General features: G+C 72.7%; 17 protein-coding genes. 10 read left to right on the top strand and 7 right to left on the bottom strand.

Annotation, left to right across the window (positions count from 1 at the left end):
* From eccD to ABH926_RS14255, 3 genes are read right to left on the bottom strand one after another with little or no spacing between them, the layout of a single operon-like run.
* Positions 1 to 1,449, bottom strand: coding sequence for a type VII secretion integral membrane protein EccD (gene eccD / locus ABH926_RS14265; RefSeq protein ID WP_370365999.1), 1,449 nt, complete (start codon positions 1,447 to 1,449; stop codon positions 1 to 3).
* A gap of 2 nt (positions 1,450 to 1,451) precedes the next feature.
* The gene (locus tag ABH926_RS14260) at positions 1,452 to 1,781 is read right to left on the bottom strand and encodes a YbaB/EbfC family nucleoid-associated protein (protein WP_370365997.1); all 330 of its coding nucleotides are present in this window, start codon (positions 1,779 to 1,781) and stop codon (positions 1,452 to 1,454) included.
* Between the two features lie 56 nt (positions 1,782 to 1,837).
* Positions 1,838 to 3,127: a hypothetical protein gene (locus ABH926_RS14255; protein WP_370365996.1), complete on the bottom strand. Its 1,290-nt coding sequence runs from the start codon at positions 3,125 to 3,127 to the stop codon at positions 1,838 to 1,840.
* Positions 3,128 to 3,343: 216 nt separating this feature from the next.
* Between ABH926_RS14255 and eccCa the strand changes: the two genes are divergently transcribed.
* The 6 genes from eccCa to ABH926_RS14225 all read left to right on the top strand — a co-directional run bounded on the left by eccCa (position 3,344) and on the right by ABH926_RS14225 (position 11,765).
* Positions 3,344 to 7,348 carry a type VII secretion protein EccCa gene (gene eccCa / locus ABH926_RS14250; protein ID WP_370365995.1) on the top strand — a complete coding sequence of 1,335 codons (4,005 nt, stop codon included), beginning with the start codon at positions 3,344 to 3,346 and terminating at the stop codon, positions 7,346 to 7,348.
* 236 nt (positions 7,349 to 7,584) lie between these two features.
* Entirely contained in the window at positions 7,585 to 7,935 is a 351-nt protein-coding gene (locus ABH926_RS14245; RefSeq protein ID WP_370365994.1) for a WXG100 family type VII secretion target, read from the top strand.
* 41 nt (positions 7,936 to 7,976) lie between these two features.
* Positions 7,977 to 8,279 (top strand): WXG100 family type VII secretion target, encoded by a 303-nt coding sequence (locus ABH926_RS14240; protein WP_370365993.1) that lies wholly within the window; start codon positions 7,977 to 7,979, stop codon positions 8,277 to 8,279.
* A 143-nt stretch (positions 8,280 to 8,422) separates the two neighbouring features.
* The gene (locus ABH926_RS14235; protein WP_370365992.1) at positions 8,423 to 9,250 is read left to right on the top strand and encodes a hypothetical protein; all 828 of its coding nucleotides are present in this window, start codon (positions 8,423 to 8,425) and stop codon (positions 9,248 to 9,250) included.
* Between the two features lie 2 nt (positions 9,251 to 9,252).
* Positions 9,253 to 10,623 carry a WXG100 family type VII secretion target gene (locus ABH926_RS14230; RefSeq protein ID WP_370365991.1) on the top strand — a complete coding sequence of 457 codons (1,371 nt, stop codon included), beginning with the start codon at positions 9,253 to 9,255 and terminating at the stop codon, positions 10,621 to 10,623.
* A gap of 110 nt (positions 10,624 to 10,733) precedes the next feature.
* Entirely contained in the window at positions 10,734 to 11,765 is a 1,032-nt protein-coding gene (locus tag ABH926_RS14225; protein WP_370365990.1) for a hypothetical protein, read from the top strand.
* Between the two features lie 243 nt (positions 11,766 to 12,008).
* Here the strand turns inward: ABH926_RS14225 and ABH926_RS14220 are convergent, their stop codons facing one another.
* Positions 12,009 to 13,421, bottom strand: coding sequence for an MFS transporter (locus ABH926_RS14220; RefSeq protein WP_370365989.1), 1,413 nt, complete (start codon positions 13,419 to 13,421; stop codon positions 12,009 to 12,011).
* 160 nt (positions 13,422 to 13,581) lie between these two features.
* Between ABH926_RS14220 and ABH926_RS14215 the strand changes: the two genes are divergently transcribed.
* A complete protein-coding gene (locus ABH926_RS14215; protein WP_370365988.1) occupies positions 13,582 to 14,652 on the top strand; it encodes a sigma-70 family RNA polymerase sigma factor in 1,071 nt (356 codons plus the stop codon).
* Positions 14,652 to 15,284, top strand: a complete 633-nt coding sequence (locus ABH926_RS14210; protein ID WP_370365987.1) for a hypothetical protein — start codon at positions 14,652 to 14,654, stop codon at positions 15,282 to 15,284. The genes ABH926_RS14215 and ABH926_RS14210 overlap by 1 nt, the downstream gene beginning before the upstream one ends.
* Before the next feature lie 207 nt (positions 15,285 to 15,491).
* On the opposite strand, the gene ABH926_RS14205 is transcribed toward ABH926_RS14210, so the two are convergent.
* Together ABH926_RS14205 and ABH926_RS14200 are read right to left on the bottom strand one after the other, a co-directional pair.
* Positions 15,492 to 16,778 (bottom strand): RNA polymerase sigma factor, encoded by a 1,287-nt coding sequence (locus tag ABH926_RS14205; RefSeq protein ID WP_370365986.1) that lies wholly within the window; start codon positions 16,776 to 16,778, stop codon positions 15,492 to 15,494.
* Positions 16,775 to 17,101, bottom strand: coding sequence for a YciI family protein (locus ABH926_RS14200; RefSeq protein ID WP_370365985.1), 327 nt, complete (start codon positions 17,099 to 17,101; stop codon positions 16,775 to 16,777). Before ABH926_RS14200 ends, ABH926_RS14205 begins: the two co-directional genes overlap by 4 nt.
* A 162-nt stretch (positions 17,102 to 17,263) precedes the next feature.
* Here ABH926_RS14200 and ABH926_RS14195 point away from each other — a divergent pair, with 162 nt between their 5' ends.
* Positions 17,264 to 18,010 carry an SDR family NAD(P)-dependent oxidoreductase gene (locus ABH926_RS14195; RefSeq protein WP_370365984.1) on the top strand — a complete coding sequence of 249 codons (747 nt, stop codon included), beginning with the start codon at positions 17,264 to 17,266 and terminating at the stop codon, positions 18,008 to 18,010.
* 21 nt (positions 18,011 to 18,031) lie between these two features.
* Positions 18,032 to 18,541, top strand: a complete 510-nt coding sequence (locus ABH926_RS14190; protein ID WP_370365983.1) for a low molecular weight protein-tyrosine-phosphatase — start codon at positions 18,032 to 18,034, stop codon at positions 18,539 to 18,541.
* Positions 18,542 to 18,547: 6 nt separating this feature from the next.
* Here ABH926_RS14190 and ABH926_RS14185 read toward each other — a convergent pair whose 3' ends face one another.
* Entirely contained in the window at positions 18,548 to 18,898 is a 351-nt protein-coding gene (locus tag ABH926_RS14185) for a VOC family protein (RefSeq protein ID WP_370365982.1), read from the bottom strand.
* Positions 18,899 to 18,943 lie beyond the last annotated feature (45 nt).

The raw sequence follows: 18,943 nt of genomic DNA, 5'->3' as shown, positions 1-18,943 counted from the left end.
TCAGTGCTTGATGTGCCCCAGGTGCTGGTACACCCCGAGGGCGACCCCGGCGATCGGCAGCAGCGCCACCACGCTGAGGAACTCCGCGACGTCCATGAACCGGGTCCAGTACGGCGAGTGCCGTCCCTGCCCGGCGTGCCGGGCGTAGACGAAGCAGCCGAGGCCGGCCAGCGCCAGCACCGACACCCCGGCCAGCAGCAGCGCCTGTTCGTGCCGGACCACCAGGGATCCGCCGAGCCAGGCCAGCGAGACCAGGCCGCTGCCGACCAGCAGGACGCGCTGCACGGTGTCGGTGTAGGCGCGCGAGCGCAGCATCCACACCACGCTCAGCAGGCTGACGAACACCACCGGCCAGGTCCCCGGGGCCTTCAGCGCCGCGATGGCGCCGGCCACCGCCGACAGGCCGAGCGCGGCCAGCAGGCCGGTGAGCATCCGCTGCGCGGTCGTGGTCTGGTCGAGCACGTCGGGTCCGAGCGTCGGCTCCTCGTTCTCCCGGAACGCCGTGATGTCCGAGGGCACCCGGGGCAGCGGCAGCCGCCCCAGGCGCATCGACAGGATCGGCGCGCCGGCGGCCAGCGCGGTGGCGAACACGGCCAGCACCACGCCGGCGTGCGCGGCGGTGGCGTGGGCCATCCCGACCACCGCGGCCGTGCCGCCGCCCAGGACGGCGGCCCCGGCCAGGGCGCCGAACCAGGCCGAGTAGTGCTTGACGGTCACGATCGCCGCGATGCCGTACGCGGCCAGCACGGCCAGGCCCAACGCCGCCGAGCCGCCGTGCAGCGGCAGCAGCTTGTGCGGCGGCGCGGCCGACAGACCGGCCATGACCGCTGCCGGCAGCCCGGCCGCCACGCACGCGATCGCGGCCCGCCGGTCGTGGGCCACCCGGGCCAGCACGCCCCCGGCGACCAGCAGCGCGACCAGCGCGCCGCCGACCGCGGCGGGCGCGGCGACCTTGCCGGACAGCAGCGCGAACAGCAGCATCGTGGCGCCGGCCAGCGCCACGGCGCCGCCGGCCACGCCGACCCGGTGCGCGGTGCTCGGCCGCCAGGCGCCGTCGGAGCGTTCCGAGGCGCTGGCGATCGCGTCCACGACGTCGTCGAACAGCAGCGGCGCGCCCTGACGCTCGCGCGGGACCAGGTAGAGCACGTCGCCGTCGCGCAGCCCGGAGGCGGCGACGGTGAGCTCGGCCGGCAGCGGCGCGCCGCCGAGCCGGGTCAGCACCCAGCCGGTGTGGCCGGGGCCGGTGTGCCGCTGCGCGTCGGACAGCCGCACCAGCTCCGGGACCAGCTCGGCGAAGGTGCTCTGGACCGGCAGCGCCACGTCGACCCGGGCCCGGGGGCTCACCACGGTGGCCCGGCGGGCCCAGGTCATGCGGCTCGGGGCCTCGGCGGGGGCGGACACCGAGGCCATGGTCAGCGCTCCGCCGCCGCCGGCGTGACTTCCCGGCACGCTCAGCTCCCCGGCTCGGACTGGGCGGCGTCGATCATCGGCTTGAACTTGGCGCTGCCGGCCTCGGCCACCCGGCGCAGGCCGTCGTTGACGGCCTCCTTGACCAGCTGGCCGAGCTCGTACGCGTCGTTCTCGCGCACCGCGGAGTCGTCGATGTCGACCGCGACCACCTGGCCGTTGCCGCGGACCGTGACCCGGACCTCGTCGTCCCGGCTGGCCCCGACGACCTCCATCACCTCCAGCTCGCGCTGGATGCGCTCGATATCCGCCTGCTGGTTGTGGATGCGCTCCATGAGCGCATTCACATTCGTCGAGAAGTCGATGCTTTCCATTGACTATCTACTCCGCCTTAGCCTGAGCCGCGATCACGTATTCCGATCGAGAATTCCTAGGAAACGCCGGCCGAGATGTGCTCGTGGACCTGGCTGCCATTCGTCGGGTCGACGAGGGTGACATCCGTCTGCGTTCCGACCGGCATTGTCACGGTGGTCGAGACGCCGTCGTAGGTGGTGGTGACGGTGATGTCGCCGGCCGGGGTGGCGGGCTGCGCCGGGGTGGCCGGGGCCGGCGCGGTCGGGGTGACCGGCTGGGCCGGCGTCGGCGTGACCGGGTGCGCCACGACCGGGGTGTCGGAGTTGGCCGGCGGGTTGACCGCGGTCCAGCCGCTGTTGTTCTGGGCGCCCACGTTCGTGGCCGGCGGGTACTGGTACTGGCCGTTGGCCGGGATCTGGGTGTTGGGGATCGTCAGGTTCGGGATCTGCGTGTTCGGGATCTGGGTGGTCGGGAACTGGCCCTGCTGGCCGTTCGCGGTCGTCTGGCCCGGGATCGTCGCCCCGTTGCCGACCGTCATCCCCGGCGGGGTGTAGGGCACGCCGCCGCCGGTCGGCATGGTGGTGCCGGTCGTCACACCGTTGGCACCGTTGGCACCGTTCGCGCCGTTCTGGAACTGCGTCCCGATCCCGCTGTTCATCTTCTGCTGGTACTGGCTCAGCGTCTGGGCCGCCGTCGGGTCCTGCCCGCTGCCGGCCACCTGCTGGCCGGTCGTGCTGGCGATCTGCGGCGGCGCCTTGAGCTGGTTGTTCGTGCCCGTGGTGGACGGGGAGTTGAACGCCCCCGAGGGCGGCACCTGGCTGCCGTGCGAGCCGGAGCCGATCAGCTTCTCGATGTCACCGATGATCTTGATGACCGCGGTGACCTCCTGCATCAGCTGGCCGCCGCCCAGGGCCGAGAGCATCGCCTCGATGCCGTTGATGAACGCCCGCAGCGTGGCGCTGACCGAGGTGGACAGCGAGACCGCGGCCCAGTAGGTCCACCAGTTCGAGGCCAGGGACTGGACCGTCGGGTTCACCGCGTTGACCACGCTGGTGTAGCCGGTCTGCGCGGCCTTGATCAGGGTGCTGGAGGTGGTCAGCAGGTCCGAGGAGACCTGGATGACCTTGACGATCTGCTCGAAGGAGTTCAGCGTGTCCGTGAACTTCTTCACCGCCGTCTCCGACGCCTGGCCGCCCCAGGCCTTCTCCAGGTTCTGAGTCGCGGTCCGAGCCTGGTTGATCAGCGCCAGGAACTGCTCGGCCTGCTTGAGCCGCTGGGCGACGAGCTTCTCGATGCTCTCCGGGGAGCCGGTGGCGATCTGGGCCACGAAGGTGCCGGGGCCGCCGCCCATCGCGGTAGCGTCCATAGCGCTGGAGTTCGGTATCGTAAATACCATGTCGCACCGCCTGCCTGGTGTCGGGGGTGGAAGTCACAAGGGTCGTCGATGATCGGCCTTCAGGCTAGAGCGGCCACCCGGACCTGGTGGACGGCAAAAGTACCCACCTGTCCTCAGCCTCCGGCGCCGTAAATTAAGCCCGCATCTCAAAGGCGAAACAAGGATTGCGGGAGTGACCAAGCGGTGATGCCGACCACCCTGACCCCGCCCAGAGCGACCGACCGCCAACGGGGTGGCGGGTCGCCGAACGGGGAGATCCAGCTGCAGGCGCCGCCGGTCCTGGCCAAGGGCTCGGGCGCGGGGCTCAACCAGCTGATGTTCATGCTGCCGATGATGCTCGGCATGGGCGCCATGTCCTTCTACTCGATGGGCAGCAAGGGCGGCGCGATGACGTACGTCTTCGGCGCCCTGTACGGCAGCACCATGATCGGCATGATCCTGATGTCGCTCACCCGGGGCAGTGCCCAGAAGAAGGCACAGATCAACAACGAGCGCCGGGACTACCACCGCTACCTGGCGGCGCTGCGCGGGCAGGTGCGGGACGTGGCGGCGGCGCAGCGCGCGACCCTGGCGATCACCCGCCCGGAGCCGGCCGATCTGTGGCTGCGGGTGGCGCAGGGCCGGGCCTGGGAGCGGCGCCGCACCGACGACGACTTCGGGCACGCCCGGGTCGGCCGCGGCCCGCAGCGGCTGGCCACCCCGCTGCGCGCGCCGCAGACCGCCCCCCTGGAGGACCTGGACCCGGTGTCCTCGGCCTCGCTGCGGCAGTTCATCCGCACCTACATGACGGTCCCGGACCTGCCGGTGGCGCTGTCGCTGAAGGCGTTCGCCTCGGTCTCGGTCAGCGGCGAGCGGGAGCTGACCGTGCCGCTGGTCCGGGCCCTGATAGCGCAGCTGACCACGTTCCACGCCCCGGAGGACCTGAAGGTCGCCTTCTGCCTGGCCGACAACCAGCGCCCGACCTGGGACTGGGCCAAGTGGCTGCCGCACGCCCAGGCGCAGCCGGCCAACTCCGACGCGGTGGGCCCGGCCCGGCTGGCCGCCGGCGACCTGGGCACGCTGTCCGAGCTGCTGGGCAACGACCTGGGCACCCGGCCGGCCTTCGGCGCCGGGCGCTCGGCCGGCACCGACAACCCGCACCTGCTGGTGATCGTGGACGGCGGCCGGACCTACGGCGACACCACGCTGGCGCCGCTGTCCGGCCTGCACGGCGTCACGATCATCGACCTGGTCGGCCCCGAGCCGTCCCCGATCGCCCGGCCGCACCAGGGCCGGCTGCACGTCACCGGCGACCGGATGGGCATGGTCGCCGGCGAGGGCAAGGACCGGCACCTGGAGTTCCTGGGCCACCCGGACATGGTGGACACCGCCACCGCCGAGGCCCTGGCCCGGCGGCTGGCCGGGGCGTACCAGGGCGCGCCGACGGCCGCGGCCTCCCCGATGTCGGCGAACTTCGGCCTGCCGGAACTCCTGGGCATCGGCGACCCGGAGGAACTGGACGTGGCCCGCACCTGGCTGCCGCGCTCGGCGCGGGACCGGCTGCGGATCCCTATCGGCCTGGACCCGCAGGGCCGGCCGCTGGAGATGGACCTGAAGGAGGCGGCCGAGGACGGGATGGGGCCGCACGGCCTGGTGATCGGCGCGACCGGCTCGGGCAAGAGCGAGCTGCTGCGCACCCTGGTGGCCGGCCTGGTGGCCACCCACTCCTCCGAGACGCTGAACCTGGCGCTGGTGGACTTCAAGGGCGGCGCGACCTTCGCCGGCATGGCCGGGCTGCCGCACGTCTGCGCGGTCATCACCAACCTGTCCGAGGAACTGACGCTGGTGGACCGGATGGCCGACGCGATCCAGGGCGAGGTCACGCGGCGTCAGGAACTGCTGCGCGCGGCGGGCAACTACGCCTCGGTCCGCGACTACGAGCGGGCCCGCGACCGCGGCGCCGACCTGGAGCCGCTGCCGGCGCTGCTGGTCATCATCGACGAGTTCAGCGAGCTGCTGTCCAACCGGCCCGAGCTCATCGACCTGTTCGTGATGATCGGCCGGCTGGGCCGGTCCCTGGCGATCCACCTGCTGCTGGCATCGCAGCGTCTTGAGGAGGGGCGGCTGCGTGGACTGGACGCGCACTTGTCGTACCGGGTCGGTCTGCGCACGTTCTCGGCGGCCGAGAGCCGCGCGGTGCTGGGCGTGCCCGACGCCTACCACCTGCCGTCGGTCCCGGGGTCGGCGTATCTGAAGACGGACACCGAGACGCTGCTGCGGTTCAAGGCGGCCTACGTCTCCGGGCCGATGCCGGCGCGCAGGCAACGCTCCGCCGGCAGCGGGCATCACCGGATCCTGCCGTTCACCCTGGACCGGGTGGTCGACACCTCGGCGCCGCCGCCCACCGCGGAACCTGACCCCGCCGAGCTGACCACCCCGGCGGCCGGCACCGGCCCGAGCATCATGGACGCGATGGTGGCCCGGCTGATCGGCCAGGGCCCGGCGGCGCACCAGATCTGGCTGCCGCCGCTGGACGAGCCGGTGTCCCTGGACGCGATCCTGACCAACCTGGCCCCGGACCCGCTGCGCGGGCTGTGCCCGGTCGGCTGGGCGGGGCTGGGCCGGCTGACGGTGCCGCTGGCGCTCGTCGACAAGCCCTTCGAGCAGCGCCGGGACCTGCTGTGGGTGGACCTGTCGGGATCGGCGGGCCACGTGATGGTGATCGGCGGGCCGCAGAGCGGCAAGAGCACCATGGTCCGGACCCTGATCAGCTCGCTGGCGCTGACCCACACCCCGGAGGAGGTCCAGTTCTTCCTGCTGGACACCGGGGGCGGCGCGCTGGCCTCGGTCAGCGGGCTGCCGCACGTCGGCGGGTACGCGACCCGGCGCGACGGGGAGCGCGTGCGCCGCATCGTCGGCGAGCTGACCGCGCTGCTGGCCGAACGCGAGCAGCTGTTCGCGCAGTACGCCGTGGACTCCGCGGCGGCGTTCCGCGGCCGGCGCGCGGAGCTGGGCGCGTTCGCCAAGGACGGCCGGGCCTTCGGCGACGTGTTCCTGGTCGTGGACGACTGGACCACGCTGCGCGCGGACTACGAGGCGCTGGAGGAGCCGATCACCGCGCTGGCCCAGCGCGGCCTGGGCTTCGGCATCCACGTCGTGATCACCAACAACCGCGCGATGACGGTGCGCCCGGCGATGCGCGACATCATCGGCACCCGGCTGGAGCTGCGCCTGGGCGACCCGGGCGAATCGCTGGTGGACCGCCGGGCGGCGGCCAACGTCCCGGCCGGCCGGCCCGGGCGCGGCCTGACCCCGGACAAGCTGCACTTCCTGGCCGCGCTCCCCCGCATCGACGGCGGCACCTCGGCCGAGACGGTCGGCACCGGCACCGCGGACCTGGTGGCCCGGATCAGCGCGGCCTGGACCGGGGCGCCCTCGCCGCAGGTCCGGATGCTCCCGGCGGAGGTCTCGCCGGAGCAGGTGCGGGCCCTGCTGCCCACGCCGCGCCCGAACCCCCGCGCGGTGCCGTTCGGCCTGTCCGAGGCCGACCTGCAGCCGGTGTACGCGGACTTCGACGCCGACCCGCACTTCATCGCCTTCGGCGACGTGGAGAGCGGCAAGAGCGGCCTGCTGCGCACCATCGCCGCGGGCATCATGGCCGACTACACCCCCGAGCAGGCCGCGATCGCGGTCATCGACTACCGGCGCGGGATGCTGGACGCGGTCACCGGCGACCACCTGCTCGGCTACGCCGCCGCGGAGCCGGCCACCGTGGAGCTGATCAACGACTGCGCCGAGGCGATGCGCCGCCGGCTGCCGGGCCCGGAGGTCACCCCCGAGCAGCTGCGCGAGCGCTCCTGGTGGAAGGGCCCGCACTTGTTCGTACTCGTCGACGACTACGAGATGGTCGCCATCCCGGGCCGCAACCCGCTGCTGCCGCTGCTGGAATACCTGGCGCAGGCTCGTGACATCGGGCTGCACCTGGTGGTCGCGCGCGGCGCCGGCGGGGCCGGACGCGGGCTGTTCGAGCCGGTACTGCAGCGCCTGCGCGAACTCGGCTCGCCGGGCCTGGTGATGTCCGGGAGCAAGGACGAGGGGCCGCTGCTGGGCAACGTGAAGGCCGGCCCGCAGCCTCCCGGCCGCGGGATCCTCGTGCACCGGCGGACGGCTCCCGGACAGGCACAGGTGGCTTGGACGCCGCCGGCCAACTGACCGACGAACCGATCCGAACCGACTGAACAGAAGGCGAATGAGCGGCGTGATTCCGGCAGCGCATAAGAGCACTGACGGTGTACGGACCATCACGTGGGTACTTGTGCCGTCGCCTCAACCGGCAGTTGTGCCGTGTGGTGGTAGTGCACAGATTCCCTAGCGTATCGGTTATCGGCCGGAGGTCCTGCTCCGGCCACCCCCAACCACGGGTTCCCAGACAGAAGGAGGTGGCCCTCGTGGCCGGTCCCGGTTTCTTGAGCGACGCCGCTGCGATGACGCAGGCGATCCAGGGCTTCACGGAGTGCGCCGCTAACGCGAAGAAGACCATGTCCGACCTGGAGAACGACCTGACCTCGACGCTGGCCCAGTACCAGGGCAGCCAGGCCATCGCCTTCTGGAACCTGCACACCGAGCTGCAGGAGCAGATGACGGTCGCCTCGCGCGAGATCGACGTCATGTCGGACCTGGTGAACAAGAGCTTCCAGAACTACGGCGCGGGCGACTCCCAGGTGTCGGACACCCTGCGTTCGCTGGCCGGCAGCGCCGGCAACAGCAGCGCCACGCTGTCCCGCCTCGGCGGCATCTGATCCACCAGCACCGACACCGACTTCCAGAAGGGATCTAGGCAATGACCGCCGACCAGATCAGCGTCAACTTCGGCGCGCTGCAGGCCAGCGCGGGCTCGCTGTCCGCCAAGGCCGCCGCGCTCACCTCGTACCTGGAGGAGCTGCTGCGCACGCTCCAGCCGATGAAGCAGACGTGGGTGGAGTCCGGCTCCTCCGCCGGTGTCCAGGCCGACGCGGCCGAGACCAAGCTGCGGGCCGCGACCTCCGACATCATCGCGACCATCAACCAGTTCTCGGCCAAGGTCAACGAGGCCCACGACCTGCAGTACGCGCTCGAGCAGCAGAACACGAGCTACTTCGCCTGACCGGACCGCCGTCGGGCACGGCGACCCCCCAACCCGGCGGGACCCCCCTCCCGCCGCCGTGCCCACGGCCCCGGTCGTGTCCCATCCGGCCCCTGCTGCGGCCACCCCAGCCCCGACCATAAATCCACCAGGAGCTGTGAGCGATGTCCGAGCCCTCGCCCGAACAGTCCTTCTCCATCCACCTGAAGTCGCTGACCGATTTCGCCGACGAGTTCACGACGCAGATCCAGAGCCTTCAGGCCCCGATGGACCATCTCGCCACCATGGGCGGGACCGCGCCGCAGTACGGCGCCTTCCATGAGGCCTGGGCGCTGGGCGCCGGCGAACAGGCCGCCGTCGAGGAGATGTTCAACCTGCTCGGGCAGGTCAAGACGGCGATCGCGTTCGCCGGGGACGTCACCGGGACGGTGGCCGACGGCTACCGCAACGCCGACGAGGGCGTCGCCTGGGGCCTGGGCGGTCCGCCCGGAACGGTCTACGGCGGCGGCTCCGGCGACAACTCCTGGCAGAACGACAACCAGTACGGGAACCCGGGCCAGCAGCACCAGGGCGACCCGAACTGGCCGGGCGGCCAGAACGGCCAGGGGAACCAGCCCGGCCCGTACAACGGTCCCGGTCCCGGGGTCCCGAACCAGAACACGAGCGGCCCCTTCGCCTCGCCGGTCAGCGCGGTGACGGCGGTGCCGCTCGCCGGCGCGCTGCTGGGCGGTGCGCTGCTGGGCGGCGCGGCCAAGTCCAGGTCGAACCAGCCGCCGGCCGGCCAGGGCAACGGCTCCAACGGCTCCTCGACGAACGTCAGCGTCGAGGTGAGCTTCGACAGCACGTCGAACGCTTCGGGCGGCGCGCTGCCGCTGTGGACGCCGCCGCCGGACCCGGGCTCGGCCGCGATGCCGTCCGCCCCCGCGCCGGCCCCCGTCTTCCCCGGCCAGGACGCCCCCTGGACCGCCACCAATCCGCAGGGAGGTTCGTGACCGTGACCGCGCCGTCAGAGAAAGTCACCGACTTCTCGCAGTACAGCCTGGCCCAACTGACCGCGATGCTCTACGCCAGCGACCCGGCCACCGGCACCACCACCGCCCAGACCTGGGACGCCACCGGCAAGATGCTGCACGAGCAGGCCTCGAACCTGGAGGGCCGGCTGCGCTCGTTCGACGGCGAGTGGCAGGGCACGGCCTCCGACGAGTACAAGCGGATGGTCACCGACCTGATCGGCGGCCTGCGCAAGGTCGCCGAGACCTCGCTGCAGATGCGCGACCTGACCTACGACGCCGTGGACTCGCTGGTCGCGGCGCGGGCCGCGATGCCGGCCGCGGTGGACGTCCCGGTCGTGCCGCCGACCACCCTGGCCCTGGCCACCACCCCGCTGTCGATCGACGCCACCACCTCGCCGGCCGCGGCCGCGCAGATGCAGTCCGACCAGGCCAAGGCGGTCGCGGCGGTGCAGGCGCAGCAGTCCGCGATCAGCGCCTCCAACGCCGCGCACGCGCAGGCCGTGGCCGTGATGAACACGCTGGCCGACAGCTACGTGGTCGCCCAGGACCGCTTCCCCCCGACGCCGGGCGGGGCCACCCCGACGGTGAACGGCACGGGCCCGGGCAACGGTCTGAGCACCGACGCCACACCGGTCGTGCTGGACGCCAACGGCGTCCCGGTACTGCTGCAGAACGCCACCCAGAACCAGACGCCCGGCGGGCCGAACACGCCCGGGCAGCCGGACCAGGCCTCGCAGTCCCTGTTCGGCGACATGTTCACGGTCGGCCTGGCGGCGGCCGCGGCGGCCGCCGGCGGGAAGTTCGCCACCACCACCGGCCTGGTCGGCGGCACCACCGGCGCCGCCGGGATGCCGATCGGCAACACCACCGGCTCCGGTCAGCAGAACACGCCGATCACCGGGCGTCTGACCCCCGTCGCGAACCCCAACAGCACCAAGAACGACGCGAACAAGGGCGCCGCGGCGGACGCCGCCGGCGTGCTCGGCTCGCGCTACCTGGCGAGCAAGCTCGGCGGGAAGTTCGGCGGCGGGGGCGGCGGCTCGATCGGCGGGATCGGCGGCGCCGACCCGTCGGCGGCCAAGGCCGCGGCGGACGCCGCGAAGAACTTCACCGCCGCGGAGACCGGCGCGGTGGCCAACGACTTCGCCGGCGGCGCGCTGGGCGCCGGCGGCGCGGCGGCGGCCGCGGCGAGCCGGGGCGGGATGATGCCGATGATGCCGATGAGCGGCATGGCCGGGGCCGGCATGGGGGGCGACGCCAACCGGCGGATCCCGGCGTGGCTGGTCGAGACCGAGGACGTGTGGGGCGCCAGCGCCCCGGTGTCCCCCGGCGTCATCGGCGGCGACCTGTAGGAGGGCGCGCGGGCGCGGCGAAGGCCGCGCCCGACCCCGCGCCGCACGAAGTCCGGCCCTCGCCTCATGCCCGTACCACCGTCCTTGACAGGCCTTGACAGGGAGCGATCATGTCGACCCAGATCGGGAGCAGCACGCTCCCGCCGTACACCGTCTCCTCCCCCGGAGTCCAGACGGCGCTGGCCCAGTTCCAGTCCATGACCGGCAGCTCGCACTCGACCCTGGGCGAGGTCGAGACGCTGGTGCTGGACATCATGAGCTTCGCCGGCATCGGCTCGGCCGTCGGCAGCGCCAACAACAGCCTGCACAGCCAGCTGGTCGGCAGCCTGGGCAAGGTGGTCAGCTTCGTCGAGACCCTCACCGGCGCGATCACGACGGTGTTGAAGGACTATGAGTCGCTGGACCAGAAGACCGCCGACAGCTACAAGAGCCTGTCCCTGAACGGGCAGACCACCACCGCGCAGAACGGCGCCCAGCACCCGGCGACCACCACCCCGGCCGCGACCCCGACCCCGGCGGCCCACGCCGCGGCCACCACCGCGGCGGCGGCGACGAACACCCACCGCCTGCCCGACAGCTTCGTCAGGAACCTGATGCGCTCCGAGGGCGCGAGCGGCAACCAGGGCGGCGTCCCCGAGGTCTACGGCTTCCGCCAGAGCAGCCACAACGGCTACGACCAGATCATGGCCGCCCGCAACCAGTACGGCCAGGGCAGCCCCCAGGAACAGGCCGTCGTCGCGGACCTGCTCAACCAGCACGCGGACCAGGCCGGCGCCCAGGACTTCTCCGACCCCGGCATCCGCGCCGCCATCGCCTCCAGCGCCCACATGCGCGGCATCGGCGGCACCCGCGCGATCCTGAACTCGATGGCCACCGGCGACGACCCGACCCGCACAGCGAACTCGGTCCCGGCGGACAACATGGCCACCCTGCAGGGCATGACCCCGGACCAGTTCCAGCAGTCGTTCCACGACGCCCGCATCGACTACGACCAGACCATCTACGGCAACACCCACACGACGGTGAACGGCCAGCGGGAGACCTTCTGGCAGGCGTACGGCCACGGACTGACCACGCGCTACGACCGCGAGATGAACCAGTTCGAGGGATATTCGCAGGCTGCGCAGGGCGGCGGGCAGTAAGGGGGCTTCGCCCTCGCCTCTGTGCGGGCGGGCCGCGCGGGTATCGCGGTTTCGCCCACGGTTGTGGCCGGTCCGGGGGTTCGGGCCGGCCATGACCGTTTTCTTGGTGCACTACGGTCGGAATGCGGGTTAAAGGCGTTTTCTGACGGCTTCGCGCGGGTTGAAGACGGATCCGCTGGTGGCGCGGTTCGGTTGAGCGACTCGTTTCGCGTTGGCGGCTGGCGGTGCACAACCCACCGCACCTCAACCCGCCGCGACAACCTCCCGCTCCGCCGAAGCAGCAGCCTCAGCCCCCACCCGCCGCAGCCGCGGCAGCATCAACCCCGCCACCGCCCCGATCGCCGCCAGCCCGGCGCCGATCCCGATCGCCGCGCTGAACCCGTCCGTGAACTTCTGCGGGCTCGCGTAGCTCCCGGAGGCCGCGAAGACCGCCACCGCCACAGCGGTGCCGAACAGCGCCCCGAACTGTCGCAGCATGCTGAACACCCCCGACGCCTGCCCGATCTGCTGCGGCTGCACCGCGCTCACCACCGCCTTCTGCGTCGGCGGAATCGCCGTCGACACCCCGACCCCGCTCACTACCAGCGCCGGTATCAGCGCCGGGTAGGAGACGTGCCGTCCCGCGAGCAGCGCGATGCCGGCCAGGCCGAGCGCCTGCACCGCGAGCCCGCCGGACACCAGGCGGCGCTCCCCCAGCCGGTCCGCCAGGCGGCCGGACAGCGGGCCGAAGACCAGCAGCGTCGCCGTGAACGGCATCATCCGGACCCCCGCGCCGAACGGGCCGTAGTGCAGGACGGTCTGGTAGTACTGCGACAGGAAGTACAGCTGCCCGTACATGGCGCCGGTCATGGTGAAGCTCGCGACGTTGCCCGCCGAGAAGGCGCGGTGCGTGAAGAAGCGCAGCGGCACCATCGGGGCCGGGGCGCGCAGTTCCCAGAACACGAAGGCGACCGTCAGCACCGTGCCGACAGCCAGTGCGCCCAGCGTCTCCGCGGACACCCATCCGGCGTCGTTCCCCCGCACCAGCGCCCACACCAGGCCCAGCACCCCGCCGGTGGTGAGCACGACGCCGACCAGGTCCAGCCGGGCCTGCGGCCCGCGGGTCTCGCCCATCTTCAGCAGCACCCCGGCGGTCACCAGCACCCCCACCGGGACGTTGACCCAGAACAGCCACTGCCAGGCCAGGCCCTGGGCCACCACGCCGCCGACGAACGGCCCGCCGGCCGTGGCCAGGCCGATGATGCCGGCCGAGACGCCCATGGCCCGGCCGCGCTCGCGCGGCGGGAACGCGGCGCCGAGCTGAGCGATCGCGAGCGGCATGACCACCGCCGCGCCGGCGCCCTGCACGGCGCGCGCCGCGATCAGCTCCCCGACGCTCGAGGACAGGCCGCAGGCCGCGGAGGACACCGTGAACAGCGCCAGCCCGGCCACGAAGACCCGGCGGCGGCCGAAGCGGTCGCCGAGGGCCGAGCCGGTGAGCATCAGCACGGCGAAGGTGAGGATATAGGCGCTGACTGTCCACTCCAGTGTCTCCACGGAGGTGTTCAGCGATTTGCGGATGGTGGTCAGGGCCGTGGTGACGATGGTGCCGTCCAGGGCGATCATGAACGCGGCCAGCGAGGTGAGGGTCAGGACCCACCGCTGCGAAGCCGTCATCGGAGGCTGTCGTTCCGTATCTGCTGCGGTACTCATGCCTGTTCTGACCCATCGCACGGCGCGAACTGGTCGCCCCCGCGGCGCCCACTTTCCGGGTCGGGCCAAGTCGGTACCACCGAGGGCACGAACGTGCCAATCTTGAGGCGCCGGGAGAGTGCGGATGACCATCGTGACGAACCAACCGACGGCGGGGAGCGAGATGCGGGTCGAGGACGATTTCGTCCGGCTGGCCGACCCCTTCCGGCCGGAGATCCTGGCGCACTGCTATCGCATGCTCGGCTCCATCCATGACGCCGAGGACCTGGTCCAGGAGACGTACCTGCGGGCCTGGCGCTCCTACGAGGGCTTCGAGGGCCGCGCCTCGCTGCGCACGTGGCTGTACCGCATCGCCACCAACGCCTGCCTGACCGCGCTGGAGCACCGCGCCCGCCGCCCCCTGCCGGCCGGCATCGGAGCCCCGCACACCGACCCCGAGGGCGACCTGAGCGCCATCCCGCCGGAGATCACCTGGCTCCAGCCGTTCCCGGACGCCCTGCTCGCGACCGAGCCCGCCGGGGTGGCCGGCGCGGTCGGCGCGGACCCGGCCTCGGTCGTCGCCGCCCGCTCCGGCCTGCGCCTGGCCCTGGTCGCGGCCCTCCAGTACCTGCCGCCCCGCCAGCGCGCTGTGCTGATCCTGCGCGACGTGCTCGGCTGGCGCGCCGCGGAGGTCGCCGCGCTGCTGGACCTGACGGCCACCGCGGTCAACAGCCTGCTGAAGCGGGCCCGCACGCGCCTGGCAGCGGTCGCCCCGGACGCCGAGCAGGTCGCGGAGCCGACGCAGGCCCCCCAGCGCGAGATCCTGGACCGCTGGGCGAAGGCGTTCGTGGAGGCCGACGTCGACACCCTGATGCAGCTGCTGACCGAGGACGCGGTCTACGAGATGCCGCCGCAGCCGATGTGGTTCCGGGGCGCGCCGCTGCTCCGGCGGCTGCTCGCCTTCCGTCTCGGCATGCACGGCAAGCACCGCAAGATGATCCCCATGATCGCGAACGGCCAGCCCGCCTTCGCCGTCTACTCCGGCGACGACGACCGCCTGCTGGCCGCCGAATCGGTGCAGGTGCTGACCCTGCGCGGCGACCGGATCGCGCGGGTGACGACGTTCCGGACGCCGGGGCTCGTCGCGGTGGCGGGATTCCCGATGGAGATGGAGATGGAGCCGGAGACAGAAGTGGAACCGGAGCTCGAAGCCTGATGCTGCTCAAACTGACCGGCTCCAGCGGCGCCGGCAAGACCACGCTCTCCTTCGCGGTGGCCGGCCGCCTGCCGGGGACGGTGGTCCACGAGTTCGACGAGGTCGGCGTCCCGGACCCGCCGATCCCGCCGCACTGGCGCAACGAGATGACCGAGCACTGGGTCCGGCGCGCGCTGGAGTACCAGGACCGGGGCGTGGACCTGCTGCTGTCGGGGAACTCGCCGCTCGGCGAGATCCTGGCGGCCCCGTCGGCACCGCTCCTGGACGGCATCGCGGTCTGCCTGATCGACGTCGCCGACGACGACCGCCGCACCCGCCTCGCCGCCCGCGACCCCGGCCGCTGGGACGAGGTCGCGCTGGACGCCTTCTGCGGCTGGGCGGCCTGGCACCGGGAGCACGCGCGCGACCCCCGCTACCGGCCGGACGTGATCGTGGACGGCGGCTGGCCGGCCATGGCCTGGCACCGGTGGACCGGCTGGGCCTCGGACGACCCGCGGTGGCAGAGCCCGGTGATCGACACGACCGGGCGGAGTTCGCAGGCATGCGCGGAGGAGGTCGCGGCGTGGGCGGCCGCGCAGCGGGAGGCGCTGCGGGATGGGCGGCTTGCGCTGGGGCGCGGGTGGGCTGAATAAGGGGCGGCCGATTCTGGCAGCAATCCCGGCGATCGCTTGCCCAGCGGCTGGCGGCTGGCGGCTGGCGGCTGGCGGCTGGCGGCTGGCGGCTGGCGGCTGGCGGCTGGCGGGCAGCTTAGGCGATCTCGCTTGTCCTGCGGTCGCAGCGAGCCGCTGGCGGCCAGTAGGTCCCAGCGGGCCGCCCCGCCGCATCTCCGCTCACCGGCCTCACTCCCCAACCGACCCCAACTGATCCCGCCGCCGCACCAGATGCGCCCGCTCCCCCGAGTTCCCCGCCAGCTCGATCGCCCGGTCGTACGCCGCCCGCGACTCCCCGCTCCGCCCCACCCTGCGCAGCAGGTCGGCGCGCGCCGCGTGGAACGCGTGGTAGCCGTCCAGCCGGTCCGTGAGGCGGTCGACCTCCGCCAGCGCCACCTGCGCCCCGTCCAGTTCCGCCACCGCGATGGCGCGGTTCAGGGCGACGATCGGTGAGGGATCGATGCGGACCAGTTGGTCGTACAGGGCCACCACCTGCGACCAGTCCGTGTCGCGGGCGTCGCGGGCGGAGGTGTGGACCGCGTTGATGGCCGCGAGGATCTGGTAGCGGCCCGGGGGGACGCCGGTGGCCAGGCGTTCGCGGACCAGGCCGTGGCCCTCGGCGATCAGGGTCCTGTCCCAGGATCCGCGGTCCTGTTCGTCCAGGGTGATCAGTTCGCCGGTGGCGGAGACGCGGGCCGGGCGGCGGGCCTCGATGAGCAGCATCAGGGCCAGCAGGCCTGTGGTCTCGCCGTCGGCGGGCAGCAGGGTGTGGATCAGGCGGGTCAGGCGGATCGCCTCGGCGGTCAGGTCCTGGCGGATCGGGTCGGTGTCGGGGCCGGTGGCCAGGTAGCCCTCGTTGAAGACCAGGAACAGGACCGTCAGCACGCCGGCCACGCGGGCCGGCAGGTCCTGCGCCGACGGGACGCGGTAGGGGATGCGGGTCGCCTTGATCTTGGCCTTCGCGCGGGTGATGCGCTGCCCCACCGCGGCCTGCTGGGCCAGGAAGGCGCGGGCGATCTCGGGGACGGTCAGGCCGCCGAGCATGCGCAGCGTCAGGGCCACCCGGCTCTCCATCGCCAGCGCCGGGTGGCAGCAGGTGAAGACCAGCCGGAGCCGCTCGTCCTCGATGGCGCCGACCGGCTCGGGCGGGTCGTCGTGGTGGAGCACCTGAGCCTCCTTGTGCTTGTCCTCGCGTTTGGCCTCGCGCCGGATCCGGTCGATGGCCTTGCGGTGCGCGGTCGTGGTCAGCCAGCCGCCGGGATTGGGCGGGACGCCCTGGGCCGGCCAGTGCTCGACGGCCGCGGCGAACGCCTCCGCGGCCGCCTCCTCGGCGATGTCGAGGTCGCCGAAGCGCCTGGTCAGGGTGGCGACCACGCGCGCCCACTCCTCGCGGTGGGCACGGGTGACCGCCGCCGCGACCTCGGCCTCGCCCTCGACCTCGGACTCGGACTCGGACCCGGCCTCACTGCCCTTCACAGGAACGGCCGCACCTCGACCCGGCGGTTGCACGCGTGCGACCCCTCGGCGGCCAGCTTGAGCGCCACGTCCAGATCGGCGGCCTCGATCACCCAGAACCCGACCAGGTACTCCTTCGACTCCACATAGGGCCCGTCCGTGAAGATCGGCTCCCCGGCGCCCCGGTTGTCGATCACCGTGGCGTTGACCGGCTCCCCCAGGCCCCCGGCGAAGACCCAGTGCCCGTCGGCGATGAGCTTGTCGTTGAACACGTCGATCGCCGCCTGCTCCTCCTCCGAGGCCATGGCGGGGCCTTCGCAGAGCACGGAAACCAGATACTGCATCTCAGACCATCTCCTGTACGTCGCCTCATCGCCGGCGCCCCTGGCGGGCTGCCGCTCACCCTTACCACGAACACCGCCGGCCGGATCCGACACCGGCCCGGACTTCTTTTCACGGCGCACCGCCGGAAGCTGGCAGACTGAGCGACCGTGAAACCGGGTGCGATGACGGAAGGCGCCGTGCTCCTGCTCGGCGGGCGCAGCGAGATCGGGCTGAAGGTCGCCGAGCGGCTGGCCGCCGGGCGGACCGTGGTCCTGGCCGCGCGGCGCAGCGATGACCTGGCGGCCGAGGCGGCGCGGGTGAAGGCGGCTGGGGCGGCGGACGTGCGCTGCGTCGAGTTCGACGCCGACGAGGTCGCCGCGCACCCGGAGCTGATGGGCAAGCTCTTCGCCGACGCCGGCCCGGCCGGGGTCGCCGTGGTGGTCGTCGCCTTCGGCATCCTCGGCGACCAGGAACTCGCCGAGCGGGACCCGGCGCACGCCGTGCAGGTCGTGCACACCGACTACGTGGCGCAGATCAGCGTCCTGACCGTCCTGGCCCCGCTGCTGGAGGCCCAGGGCCGCGGCGACCTGGTGGTCTTCTCCTCGGTCGCGGGCCTGCGGGTGCGCCGCGCCAACTACGTCTACGGCTCGGCCAAGGCCGGCCTGGACGGCTTCGCCAGCGGCCTCGGCGACCGGCTCCACGGCACCGGCGTCCACCTGCTGCTGGTCCGCTCGGGCTTCGTCATCGGCCGGATGACCGAGGGCATGAGCCCGGCGCCGCTGTCCAGCACCCCGGACCAGGTCGCCGACGCGGTGGTCAAGGCGCTGCGCAAGCGCCGGATCCGGGTCTGGGTGCCCTGGGCGCTGCGGCCGGCCTACTTCGTGGCCCGGCTGGTGCCGCAGGCGCTGTGGCGGCGGATGCCGCGCTAGGAATCGGGGACAATCGATCACATGTCCAACGCCTCCGCCCGCGCCCCGTACCGCGTGACCTTCGTCTGCACCGGCAACATCTGCCGCTCCCCGATGGCCGAGCACGTGCTCCGCAAGCACGTCGATGACGAGGGCCTGGCCGACGCCGTCGTCGTGGACAGCTCCGGCACCGGGGGCTGGCACGTCGGCGACCCGGCCGACCGCCGCACGGTCCGCACCCTCCAGCGCCACGGCTTCACCTCCGACCACAGCGCCCGCAAGTTCCAGCGCGACTGGTTCGAGGACTACGACCTCGTCATCGCCCTGGACGCCGGGCACCTGCGGGAGCTGCGCGCCCTGGCCCGTGACGACCGGGACCGCGACAAGCTCAGGCTGCTGCGCTCCTTCGACCCCTCGGCCGGCCCGGACCTGGACGTGCCAGACCCGTACTACGACGGCGACGAAGCCTTCGAGCATGTCCTGGACCTGATCGAGCGCGCGGTCCCGGGGATCCTGGACGAGATCCGCCGCGGGCTGAAGGCCAAGGACTGACAAAGCTCATAAATCCCGCGCGACCGGATGCCGCGGCTCGTACAACCCGAGCGTGCCGCCGCTCGGCAGCGGGATCCAGGCCCGCACACCCCAGCGCGCCTCCGACCGCTCCCCCACCGTGTGCACGCCCCTGGCGGCCAGCACCGCCAGCGTCGCGTCCAGGTCGTCGCACATCAGATACACCTCCCCGGCCGGCGCGCCCTCGGCCGGGTGCACGCCGAGCTCGGCCGGCGGCAGCTGGAAGATGAGCCATCCGCCGCCCGCGTCGACGTGCGGGAACTCGAGCACATCCCGGAAGAAGGCCCGATCGGCCTCCGCGTCGGCGCTGTACAGGATCGCGTGTGTGCCGGTGATCATCCCTCGACGCTAATCCGCCCTTCGCGCTCCGGCATCCCTAGGCTG

Origin of the sequence: Catenulispora sp. GP43 (assembly GCF_041260665.1) — a bacterium.
Lineage (GTDB): Bacteria > Actinomycetota > Actinomycetes > Streptomycetales > Catenulisporaceae > Catenulispora.
This window is presented reverse-complemented; position numbering and strand designations above follow the sequence as displayed.